11 protein-coding genes are annotated in these 11,628 nt (G+C 30.9%); 10 read left to right on the forward strand and 1 reads right to left on the reverse strand.

Translation table 11 applies throughout. From position 1 onward, the window contains the following. Positions 1-8: 8 nt before the first annotated feature. The 10 genes from mazG to EW14_RS09600 all read left to right on the forward strand — a co-directional run bounded on the left by mazG (position 9) and on the right by EW14_RS09600 (position 10,805). Positions 9-863, forward strand: a complete 855-nt coding sequence (gene mazG / locus EW14_RS09555) for a nucleoside triphosphate pyrophosphohydrolase (protein ID WP_042851227.1) — start codon at positions 9-11, stop codon at positions 861-863. Beyond that, the gene (speE, locus tag EW14_RS09560; RefSeq protein ID WP_042851228.1) at positions 860-1,711 is read left to right on the forward strand and encodes a polyamine aminopropyltransferase; all 852 of its coding nucleotides are present in this window, start codon (positions 860-862) and stop codon (positions 1,709-1,711) included. Before mazG ends, speE begins: the two co-directional genes overlap by 4 nt. Before the next feature lies 1 nt (position 1,712). After that, positions 1,713-2,594, forward strand: a complete 882-nt coding sequence (gene speB, locus EW14_RS09565) for an agmatinase (protein ID WP_042851229.1) — start codon at positions 1,713-1,715, stop codon at positions 2,592-2,594. Positions 2,595-2,644: 50 nt separating this feature from the next. Then, positions 2,645-3,757, forward strand: a complete 1,113-nt coding sequence (gcvT, locus tag EW14_RS09570) for a glycine cleavage system aminomethyltransferase GcvT (RefSeq protein ID WP_042851230.1) — start codon at positions 2,645-2,647, stop codon at positions 3,755-3,757. Positions 3,758-3,812: 55 nt separating this feature from the next. Next, on the forward strand, positions 3,813-5,609 hold the full coding sequence (aspS, locus tag EW14_RS09575; RefSeq protein ID WP_042851231.1) for an aspartate--tRNA ligase: 1,797 nt from the start codon (positions 3,813-3,815) through the stop codon (positions 5,607-5,609). A gap of 74 nt (positions 5,610-5,683) precedes the next feature. Next, positions 5,684-7,294 carry a CTP synthase gene (locus tag EW14_RS09580; protein WP_042851232.1) on the forward strand — a complete coding sequence of 537 codons (1,611 nt, stop codon included), beginning with the start codon at positions 5,684-5,686 and terminating at the stop codon, positions 7,292-7,294. A gap of 24 nt (positions 7,295-7,318) precedes the next feature. Continuing rightward, on the forward strand, positions 7,319-7,990 hold the full coding sequence (locus EW14_RS09585) for a 7-carboxy-7-deazaguanine synthase QueE (protein ID WP_042851394.1): 672 nt from the start codon (positions 7,319-7,321) through the stop codon (positions 7,988-7,990). Between the two features lie 6 nt (positions 7,991-7,996). Beyond that, positions 7,997-8,671: a 7-cyano-7-deazaguanine synthase QueC gene (gene queC, locus EW14_RS09590; protein ID WP_042851233.1), complete on the forward strand. Its 675-nt coding sequence runs from the start codon at positions 7,997-7,999 to the stop codon at positions 8,669-8,671. After that, a complete protein-coding gene (locus EW14_RS09595) occupies positions 8,668-9,981 on the forward strand; it encodes an anthranilate synthase component I family protein (RefSeq protein ID WP_042851234.1) in 1,314 nt (437 codons plus the stop codon). Before queC ends, EW14_RS09595 begins: the two co-directional genes overlap by 4 nt. Then, positions 9,978-10,805, forward strand: coding sequence for an aminotransferase class IV (locus EW14_RS09600; RefSeq protein WP_042851235.1), 828 nt, complete (start codon positions 9,978-9,980; stop codon positions 10,803-10,805). The genes EW14_RS09595 and EW14_RS09600 overlap by 4 nt, the downstream gene beginning before the upstream one ends. Here the strand turns inward: EW14_RS09600 and cobA are convergent. After that, the gene (gene cobA / locus EW14_RS09605; protein WP_042851237.1) at positions 10,778-11,581 is read right to left on the reverse strand and encodes a uroporphyrinogen-III C-methyltransferase; all 804 of its coding nucleotides are present in this window, start codon (positions 11,579-11,581) and stop codon (positions 10,778-10,780) included. The genes EW14_RS09600 and cobA overlap by 28 nt on opposite strands. Positions 11,582-11,628 lie beyond the last annotated feature (47 nt).

An 11,628-nucleotide genomic window follows, 5' to 3' on the forward strand; every position in this document is an offset into this window, starting at 1 on the left:
TATATCCTATGTCCTTAAACGATAGATATAACTTACAAAAGAATTCCGATTTAAAGACTTTAAAAAGCTTTAAAATATTAATATCTAATATCAAATCATTAAAAGATAAAAATTGGGGATGCCCTTGGCAGAAAATACAGTCTCATAAATCGTTGATCCCATTTTTACTTGAAGAAAGTAATGAGTTTATAGAAGCGATATATGAAAAAAAGGCGGATAACATATGTGAAGAGTTAGGAGATCTTTTATTACAAGTAATGCTTCATGCTGAAATCGGTCACGAAAAAAAAGAATTTGAACTATATGATGTTATAAAAAATCTAAACAAGAAAATTATTAATAGACATCCATATATTTTTAAAAAAAAAGAAAAAGTATCTCTAGAAAAATCGCAACAGATTTGGGAAAACATTAAAAATTCAGAAAAAGAAACACCTCATACGGAAGCATCAATTAGTAAAAATTTAAATATGAAAATCAAAAATTTACCACCAATGGTTGGAACAGATAAAATCACAAATGTTGTTAAAGAATATGGTTTTAAATGGGAGAATACCGATCAGATTTTTGAAAAGTTAGAAGAAGAAATTAATGAATTAAAGGAAGCAATTAAAAGTAATAATGATTCAGAAATAAAAAATGAATTTGGGGATATTTACTTTACCCTTCTGAATCTCTCAAACTTTTTAAAAATCAATCCTGAATCAGCTCTTCAAAAAACTAATATAAAATTTTTGGAAAGATTTTCAATCGTCGAGGATCATGCAGGAGATAATATTAAAAAACAAACTCCTAAAGACTTTCAAAGGCTGTGGCAAAATGCCAAACAAAAACTGGCGGGGAAAATTCATAGAAGCAAATGACAAATATTACAACATGGATAGATGAATATCACAAAGGCTCTAGATTCGGCCTAAATGGGGAAATTCTAATTAAAAAAACATCAAAATATCAAGAAATTATTGTTATTGAAAATGAATATTATGGCAAAGCTTTAATGTTAGATGGTTGCTGGATGACATCATTAAAAGACGAAAAATATTATCATGAGTGTCTTGTGCATCCTGCATTAAGTAGCATTGAAGAAAAATCTAATGTACTAATTATTGGCGGTGGTGACGGTGGTACCGTAAGAGAATGCGTTAAATATTCTCAAATATCAAAAATTGATCTGGTAGAAATTGATGAGGAGGTAATCAAAATATCTAAAAAATTTCTAAAAGAAATTGGAGGCGAAGCATGGAATGACAAAAGATTAGAAATACATGTTGATGATGGTGTTAAATGGGTAAAAAAAACAAGAGATAATTTTTACGACGTTATATTTATAGATTGTTCAGATCCCTCAGAATTTTCAAATTTATTATTTTCAGATTCTTTTTATGAAGAATGTAAAAGAATACTTACACCAAAGGGGATATTAGCAACGCAAAGCGAATCTCCTGAATCCTTCAAGAATATTCACATAAATATTTTGAAAACCCTAAAAAATAAATTCAAAGTTTCTGAAACTATGTATTCCTTTGTGCCTATATATCCAAGCGGGATTTGGAGTTGGACATTCGCTTCTTCAGAAGATCTAAATTTATCAAATAAAAATTATAATGAAGCACTAAAAATAGAAAAAGGATGTGAAATTTGGAATTTAAATTTCCAAAATGCAGCATTCAAAATGATGCCAAATAAAATTGTAAAAGAACTAGATTCATAAGATGACAAAAAATTTATTTGATAACGAAAATGCAATTTATATGGGAGCAAAAAGAAGTCCTGAGAATTGCTCAATTGGTATATTCGGAGTTAATTATGACGGGACATGCTCGTTTAAACCAGGAGCAAGATTTGGTCCAGAAGCAATAAGACAAGTCAGTTCTTGTTTAGAAAAATATTGTCCAAAAATAAGAAAAGACTTAGAGGATATTATGTATGTTGATTTTGGATCAATACTAACTGATAAAAATGACTCAAAGTCCGTTATTGAATCGGTTAAATCAGCAACAAATTATTTAATTAGTAAACGCCTTAGTCCTATTATGCTTGGAGGCGAACACTCTATTACAAGAGGTGCTATTGAAGCATTAGTAAAAAAATATCCAGATTTGATATTAGTTCAACTTGATGCTCATGCAGATTTAAGAGAATCATATATAGGAAATGAACATAGTCATGCTTGTACTATGAAAAGATGCTTAGAAGTGCTACCTGAAAAGAAAATTTTGCAAGTAGGAATTAGAAGTGGGACTAAGAAAGAATTTGAAATTATGCATAACAACAACCAATTAGTTAACTTTTGTCCAGGAGGAAATACACATGAGTTACAACAAGCTCTTCGACCATACGTTAAGTCACCAATCTATTTAACAATAGATTTAGATTGGTTTGATCCCAGTTTATTAGCAGGAACGGGCACTCCAGAACCAGGAGGATTTTTTTGGAATGATTTTGAAGAAATACTGAAAACTTTAAAAGATTTTAGAATTGTGGCTTCAGATATTGTGGAATTATCTCCAGAAATTGATAAAAGCGGAGTAAGTAGCATAGTTGCAGCCAAAATACTTAGAAGCTTAATTTTGTCATTAGAAAATATGCAATAAAGAATTTCTAAACTACAGTGTAAAAATACTAAATACAAACTAAATATTTCATGGATTTGCTAAAAAGTCCTCTTTATTCAAAATATGTTGAATCCAATGCAAAATTAGTGGATTTTGCAGGTTGGGAAATGCCCATATCTTTTTCAGGATTAATTAAAGAGCATGAATCAGTTAGATCTTCAGTAGGATTATTTGATATTTCTCACATGGGTGTGATATCTGTTAAGGGAATCAATCCAAAGGATTATATTCAAAAACTTTTTCCTACTAATTTATACTCCTTTTCTGAAGGTCAGGGGCTTTATACAGTAATGCTCAATGATAAAGGAGGAATAATAGATGACTTAATAATTTATGACCTAGGTATACAAGAAAATGACATATCAGAATTATTGTTAATAGTTAATGCAAGTAGATATGAAGAAGATTTTCAGTGGATAAAAAATAATTTAAATAAATATGAAATTTCGATAACAAACTTTAAAAAAGACAAAGTACTTTTAGCTCTACAGGGGAAAAACTCATTCGATTTATTTGAAGAATGGATTGAATCTTCGATCTCACATATCCCTAACTTTGGATGCGAATATAAAATTTTTGAACATATTTCGCCTAAAGAAAAAATTTTCTTTTCCAAGACAGGATATACAGGGGAAAATGGTCTAGAAATACTTTTATCTAAAAAAGCAGCAATTAATTTGTGGGATTTCTCAATTTCCAAAAATGTTGAACCTTGCGGTTTAGGAGCAAGAGATACTCTTAGACTTGAAGCAGGTATGCATCTTTATGGTCAAGACATAAATGAAGAAACTTCGCCATATGAAGCAGGATTAGGTTGGCTAGTACATCTAGAAAATAGTCACGAATTCTTTGGAAGAAGATTTCTTGAAGAGCAGTCAAGATTAGGTATTCAAAAAAAGTTAGTTGGTATCTCTATAGAAGGTAAAGCAATAGGAAGAAAAGGTTGCACAGTTCTTAAAGATGAAGAAAATGTTGGGACTATCACAAGCGGCAGTTGGTCTCCAACTAAACAACAAGCTATAGCTTTTGCATACATCAATACTTCGCATGCCTTAATAAATAATGAAGTTCAAATATTAATAAGAGGCAAAAAATTTAAAGGGGTAATAACAAAAAGAGCGTTTTATAAAAAAAATTATTAACTAAATTTACCCTTAAAGAATTATTATAAGTTATTGATAAATAAATCATACTTAGATGAGAAACAGAATTTGCAAAGAACTCAATAATAAAGATATTGGTAAATTAGTTAATTTATGCGGATGGGTAGATAGAAGAAGAGATCATGGTGGTGTAATTTTTATTGATTTAAGGGACCATAGTGGATTCCTACAAATAACAATTAACCCCGATGATGGTGCTGATCTATTCAAACAGGCAGAAACTCTAAGAAATGAGACGGTAATAATGGTTAGCGGAATTATTAATGAAAGGCCCAAAGATTCCATAAATACAAATTTAAGTACTGGAGAGTTAGAACTTAAGGTTAAAGATTTGCAAATTATCAACCAAATTAAAAAAAACTTACCTTTTCCAGTATCTATACATGATTATGAAAATACAAAAGAGGAACTCAGATTAAAATATAGATACCTTGATTTAAGAAGGGGAAAATTACTAGAAAATTTAAAAACAAGACATAAGATAATTAAAGTTGCTAGAGAATTTCTTGATAATTTTGGATTTACAGAAGTAGAGACCCCATTACTTACAAAGTCAACTCCAGAAGGCGCTCGCGATTTTCTTGTTCCTGCACGTCTTTCAAATGGAGAATTTTTTGCTTTACCTCAATCCCCACAACTATTTAAACAACTTTTAATGGTTGGAGGCCTAGACAAGTATTATCAAATCGCAAAGTGTTTCCGCGATGAAGACTTAAGGGCAGATAGACAGCCAGAGTTTACTCAATTAGATATAGAGATGAGCTTTATTAGTGAAGAAGAAATAATTTCTTTTAATGAAAGTCTCATAAAAAAAATATGGAAAGAAGTGTTAAATATTAATTTTAATAATGCTTTTCCAAGAATGTCATGGCAAGCAGCAATGGATAATTACGGCACTGATAGACCAGATACTAGATATCAAATGTTATTAAAAGATTTAGGAGGAGTATTAGGTGATATTGGATTTAATATTTTCACCAAGGCAATTAAGTCTGGAGGTTATATAAAATCCATAACAGTAAAAGGAGGTAATTCAAGTATTAGCAACGTAAGAATTAAACCAGGAGGTGATATATTCCAAGTAGCACAAGATGCAGGAGCTGGTGGTTTGGCCTTTATAAGAGTCAAAGGAGATGAGCTTGAGACTATTGGGGCAATTAAAAATAATTTAAGTGAAGAACATATCGCTGATATTTTAAAAATCACAGAAGCAAAAGATGGAGACTTAATCCTCTTAGGAGCTGGAGATAAACAAATTGTCAATCAGTCATTAGATAGGGTTAGACAATATATTGCAAAAGACTTAAATCTCATTGATAAAAGTAAATGGAATTTCTTATGGGTAACTGACTTCCCGATGTTTGAGAGAAATGAAGAGGAAAATAGATATGAAGCTTTACATCATCCTTTTTGCTCTCCAAAAAATATAAAATCTAAAGATTCTGGAAACTTGAAAAAAGAAATTGAGAGCTCTACAGCAAATGCTTATGACTTGGTTCTTAATGGATTGGAGTTAGGAGGTGGCTCCTTACGTATTCATGAAGCGAATTTACAAAGAGAGGTCCTGAAAACGGTAGGACTTACTGATGAAGAGATTGATGAAAAATTTGGATTTTTAATAGAAGCCTTAGAAATGGGTGCTCCTCCTCATGGTGGAATAGCGTTTGGATTGGATCGTATTACCATGCTGATCATAGGTGCAGATTCAATCAGAGAAACCATTGCTTTTCCAAAAAATCAACAAGCAAAATGTCTTCTCACAAATGCACCTTCAAATGTCTCTGAATCACAATTAAAAGAATTAGATATTGAAATAACAATTGATGAATAAGAATATATATGGATGTTCTAAAAGTTTTTTGTTTAAATAAAATATAAGGAGGCTGTGCTTAATTAAAATATTTAATGTCAAAATTTGTATTTGTCACCGGAGGAGTAGTTTCTAGCATTGGTAAAGGAATTGTAGCTGCAAGCTTAGGAAGATTATTAAAGTCTAGAGGATATAGTGTTTCAATATTAAAACTAGATCCATATCTCAATGTTGATCCAGGAACAATGAGCCCTTTCCAACATGGAGAAGTATTTGTAACCGAAGATGGGGCTGAAACCGATCTAGATTTAGGTCACTATGAAAGATTTACTGATACTGCAATGACTAGGTTAAATAGTGTGACTACGGGATCTATCTATCAAGCAGTTATTAATAAAGAAAGAAGAGGAAGTTATGACGGTGGAACTGTCCAAGTAATACCTCACATAACGGGAGAGATAAGAGAAAGAATTCATAGAGTAGCCGCCAACAGTAATGCAGATATTATTATTACTGAAATTGGTGGAACAGTTGGTGATATTGAATCTCTACCTTTTTTAGAGGCAATCAGAGAATTCAAAAATGATGTCAATACGAACGATGTTGCATACATACACGTAACATTACTTCCTTACATCAAAACCTCTGGCGAAATAAAAACTAAACCGACACAACATTCAGTGAAAGAATTAAGATCAATTGGAATTCAGCCTGATTTACTTGTATGCCGAAGTGATAAATCTATCAATGAAGCTCTTAAAAAGAAGCTTAGTGGTTTTTGCGGTGTCAGTATCAACTCTGTAATTGAAGCTTTAGACGCAGACAGTATTTATTCTGTACCTCTTTCTTTAAAAAAAGAAGGTTTATGCAAAGAAACCCTGAAGTATTTAAACCTTGAAGATAAAAAATGTGATTTGAAAAATTGGGAGCAACTAATACACAACCTAAGAAATCCTGGAGCTCCAATTAAAGTTGCTTTAGTAGGTAAATACATTGAACTTGGAGATGCATATTTATCCGTTGTTGAAGCTTTAAGACATGCATGCATTGAACAAAAGGCTTTATTAGATTTACATTGGGTAAGTGCTGAAATGATAGAAAAAAATTCAGCAGAAACTTACTTAAATGAAGTTGATGCAATTGTCGTACCTGGGGGATTTGGCAATAGAGGAGTCAATGGAAAAATTTCGGCTATAAAATTCGCAAGAGAAAATAAAATTCCCTTTTTAGGTTTGTGCCTTGGTATGCAATGTGCAGTTATAGAATGGGCCAGGAATGTAGCTAATCTTCCAGATGCATCAAGTTCAGAACTAGACCCAGATACTCCCAATCCAGTGATACATTTATTACCAGAACAGGAAGATGTAGTTGATTTAGGTGGGACAATGAGACTTGGAGTTTATCCATGTAGACTGACAAAAAATACAACTGGAAAAAACTTATATAATGAGGATGTTATTTATGAGAGACATCGACATAGATACGAATTTAATAATTACTACAAACAAAGTTTTTTAGAGTCTGGATACAAAATTAGTGGTACTTCACCAGATGGCAGATTAGTTGAGTTAATTGAGTTAGAAAACCATCCATACTTCTTAGCATGTCAATATCATCCTGAGTTTTTATCGCGACCTGGCAAACCTCATCCTTTATTTAAAGGTTTAATAAAAGCCTCTCAAGATAAGTTAACTCAATCAAATTAATATTCTTTATTTTTTTGAATGAAAATGACAAATTTTTTACCCTTAGTCGAACAATTTCATTCATTACAAGGTGAAGGTTATCACGCTGGGAAAAGTGCTTTTTTTATAAGATTAGCCGGATGTAAAGTTGGATGTTCATGGTGCGATACCAAGAATTCATGGGACGAGAAAAAACATCCTTCTATATCAATTGAAAAAATAATAGATCGCATAAAAATTGCCAGAGAAAAAGGAGCATCTTTTTGCGTTATTACAGGTGGAGAACCTTTACAACATAACTTGGATAATTTTTGCAAAGCCATAAAAAAAATGACGATTGGAGAAGAACAAAAGCCAATGAAGATTCATATTGAGACAAGTGGAGTTAATTCGATATCAGGAAGCTATGACTGGATTACTTTATCTCCTAAAAGACACTCACCTCCAAAAAATTATTTTTTAAAAAACTGTAATGAAATCAAAATAATCATAAATGACATAGAAGATATTGAATTTGCTATTCAAATTAAAAAAGAAACTTTAAAACAATATCAACTCTCTAAAAGCGAATATGGCTTCAAAAAAGAAGATAAAATTTTTTATTTACAGCCAGCATGGAACAATACAAATGGGTTTTCTCTTGCTATTGATTTCGTAAAAAATAATCCCGATTGGAAATTGAGCCTTCAAACTCACAAATACTTAAAAATTAATTGAAATCATATGACTCTTAAAAATAAATCGATAGTAGTTTTGTTATCTGGAGGTTTAGATTCTTCTACAGTTACTGGTATCGCAAAAAAATCCGAAGCTAAAATTTTTGGCCTTTCATTTGACTACGGTCAAAGACATAAAAAAGAATTAAATTCAGCATCAATAATTGCAAAACACTTTGATATCGAAGAATTTAAAATCATTAAGCTTGAGTTATCTTTATGGGGAGGCTCGTCATTAACTGATACTCAAAAAAATATTCCAATAGAAGGAGTACAAACTAATAAAATTCCTAATACTTATGTTCCTGGGAGAAATACTATATTTATTTCCGTTGCACTAAGTTATGCCGAAGCAATAGATGCTGATTTTATAGGATTAGGAGTTAATGCACTGGATTATTCTGGTTATCCAGATTGCAGGCCTGACTATATTAAAAAATTTCAAGAACTAGCGGATTTAGCCAATAAAAGAGGAAGAGAAAATAATCCAATAAAACTTTGGACACCACTATTAGACTTAAATAAAGAGGAAATTATTAAATTAGCTTTTGCTAATCATGTCCCTTTAGATAAAACATGGAGTTGTTATTCGGGTAATTCAAAACCATGCGGTAAGTGTGATAGCTGCAGAATTAGAAATGCCGCTTATGAAAAATGGCTTAATAACAATAATAAAAAATGAAAATAAAAAAAATAATTCTAGAAAAATGGATAGATCCAGCACTGATTACGCATCATCTAACAAAAAAATTCGGAGATAAAGGATTAGCTTGGCTAGACAGTGATGGCAAAGAAAATGGGGAATGGTCAATAATAGGAATTAAACCTAAAGAAATAATCCAATCAAGAGATATCAATAACTTAGACAAAACTAATAATCCATTTAACAATTTAAAAAATATTGAAAAGGGATTTTGGATCGGGTGGTTAAGTTATGAAGCTGGAATTTACATAGAACCCAAAAACCCATGGCGAAAATCTAATATGGCAACTTTATGGATTGCATCATATGATCCAATCATTAAATGTAATCTTATAAAAAAAGAAATAATTATCGAAGGCACAAACTCATCTGAACTGATGAATTATAAAAGCATAATCATGAATATAAAAAATATTCAAGAAGAAAATATTATTAAAACAAATTTGAATTTTGATTTTTCAAAAATAAATTTGGACGAAATGGCTAAAAAATTTCAGAAAAATATTCTAAATTTGAAAAAATTAATTTCCCTAGGGGATATATTTCAAGCAAACCTAACAACTAAATGCGAAATTGAATCGTCCAAAAAATATAATCCTCTAGATATTTATTTGAAAATAAGAAGGAAATTAAGAGCTCCCTTTGGAGGAATAATAATTAATAATAATTATAAAGAGGCTGTATTATCTACCTCGCCAGAAAGATTTATAAAAATAGATAATAAAAATTTTGTAGAATCAAGACCTATCAAAGGAACTAGATCCAGAGATAAGGATTTAAATCAAGACGCACTTAATGCTATCGATTTAATAACGAACGAAAAAGATAGAGCCGAAAATATAATGATTGTTGACCTAATAAGAAATGATTTGAGTAAAGTTTGCGAAACAGGAAGTATTATGGTGCCAGAAATATTAAAACTTGAAAGTTTCTTAAAAGTTCATCATCTAACTTCAGTAATCAGAGGCAAATTAAAAAAAGACAAGAACTGGATTGATTTACTAAAAGCTTGTTGGCCTGGGGGCTCTATAACTGGAGCACCTAAATTAAGATCATGCCAGAGACTTTTTGAATTAGAAGAATGTGAACGCGGACCATACTGTGGCTCATTTTTGAAGCTTGACTGGAATGGAGAATTTGACAGCAATATACTAATAAGATCATTTTTAATTAAAGACAAAAAAATCAATATTTATGCTGGTTGTGGAATAGTTATTGACTCAAACCCTGAAGAGGAAACTAATGAACTAAAGTGGAAACTTTTACCGTTAATTGATTCACTAAAATGATTGAAACATTAGGCTGGCACAAGGATCAATGGTTGGATATTGATAGAATATTTATTGCTGCTAATAATAGAGGATTAAAATTTGCTGATGGTATATTTGAAACCATTTTGATAAAAAAAAACAAACCTATTCTTTTTGATGAACATCTGAAAAGGTTAGAAAAAAGTAGCAAGATTTTAAATATTAATCTCAAAATAAATAAATTAAATTTGAGGCAACTTATTCATGATGGAATTAGAAAGTTATCGCTTAAAAATGATCAATTTGCTTCAGTAAGAATAAACTATAGTCGAGGAACTAATGAAGGTCGAAGACTAACAATTGATAGCACTTTAGAAACAAAAGATTTGGATAATTTATGGCTTGAGTTTTATAGAATTAATCCAAATTTTAATCCGATAAGCGTTTGCATTAGTCGAACAGAAAAAATAAATGAATACAGTCTTATAAGTAAATGCAAAACATTTTCATACAATCAAGCAATACAAGTTTTGACAGAAGCTAATGAAAAATCATTTGATGATTCTATCCTTTTGAATACTTCAGGTGAACTTTGTTGTGGAAGTACATTTAATCTTCTAATTAAAAGAAATAATCAATGGATAACTCCTAGAAAAGAGAGCGGCTGTTTAGAGGGGATTATGGTTTCTAAAGCTTTAAAATTAAAAATTGTAAAAGAAGAATTAATTCCTCCAGAATTTCAAAATGATGACATAATAGTTGCAATTAATAGCTTATCTTGCAGACAAATTAATCAAGTTAATGATTTAAAGCTTAAACCTAAATTCGATCCAATTTACTTTTGGGATTTATTATATAGTTGAACTTTATTAATATCTGGTAAATAGACATCAGATACTTGAGTTATATTGTTATTAACCTTAAATTCAACAATTTTTCCAATAATGATAATTGATGGAGCTAAAAATTCTTTATCTTTGATTTTATCTGGAAGATTATATAATTTCTCTATCAAACATTTTTGATTTTTTAAAGTAGCTTCTTGAATAACAGCGCATTTAGTATTCTTATCTAGACCACCTAGAATTAATTCTTCAACTATAAATTCAATATTTTTTATACCCATAAAAATTACTAAGCTATCTGATGATTTAGCTAAATCTCTCCAATTCACTGTCTTTTTTTCCTTATCTACACGCTCATGTCCAGTGACGAAAGTTACGGAACTAGCAGCATCTCTATGGGTTAGTGGAATCCCACAATATGTGGGGGCAGCTATCCCAGATGTAATCCCAGGAACGATTTCAACTAAAATTCCATTTTTTTCTAAAATCGATACCTCTTCACCACCTCTAGAAAAAACGAATGGATCTCCCCCTTTAAGCCTTACAACATTTTTGCCTTCTTTTGCTAATTTCAAAATAAGAGCATTAGTTTCAGCCTGAGGAACAGAACACTTTCCAGCTCTTTTGCCTACATGATAAATTTCTGTATTTTTTCCTGCCTCTTTTATTATTTCATCTGGAATTAAAGCATCATGAACTAAGGCATCACAATTTTTTATTAAACGTAAAGCTTTAAGAGTTAAAAGCTCAGGATCTCCAGGCCCTGCCCCAACTAAATAAACAATACCAGACACATAAATCTCCATTAACAAGTATGGTAGTAAAAGTTAATCGCAATGAA

Origin of the sequence: Prochlorococcus sp. MIT 0604 (assembly GCF_000757845.1) — a bacterium.
Classification (GTDB): Bacteria; Cyanobacteriota; Cyanobacteriia; order PCC-6307; family Cyanobiaceae; genus Prochlorococcus_A.

Coding starts and splice junctions, on each gene's coding strand:
- mazG (WP_042851227.1), top strand. CDS start 9: ATGTCCTTAAACGATAGATATAACTTACAAAAGAATTCCGATTTAAAG.
- speE (WP_042851228.1), top strand. CDS start 860: ATGACAAATATTACAACATGGATAGATGAATATCACAAAGGCTCTAGA.
- speB (WP_042851229.1), top strand. CDS start 1,713: ATGACAAAAAATTTATTTGATAACGAAAATGCAATTTATATGGGAGCA.
- gcvT (WP_042851230.1), top strand. CDS start 2,645: ATGGATTTGCTAAAAAGTCCTCTTTATTCAAAATATGTTGAATCCAAT.
- aspS (WP_042851231.1), top strand. CDS start 3,813: ATGAGAAACAGAATTTGCAAAGAACTCAATAATAAAGATATTGGTAAA.
- EW14_RS09580 (WP_042851232.1), top strand. CDS start 5,684: ATGTCAAAATTTGTATTTGTCACCGGAGGAGTAGTTTCTAGCATTGGT.
- EW14_RS09585 (WP_042851394.1), top strand. CDS start 7,319: ATGACAAATTTTTTACCCTTAGTCGAACAATTTCATTCATTACAAGGT.
- queC (WP_042851233.1), top strand. CDS start 7,997: ATGACTCTTAAAAATAAATCGATAGTAGTTTTGTTATCTGGAGGTTTA.
- EW14_RS09595 (WP_042851234.1), top strand. CDS start 8,668: ATGAAAATAAAAAAAATAATTCTAGAAAAATGGATAGATCCAGCACTG.
- EW14_RS09600 (WP_042851235.1), top strand. CDS start 9,978: ATGATTGAAACATTAGGCTGGCACAAGGATCAATGGTTGGATATTGAT.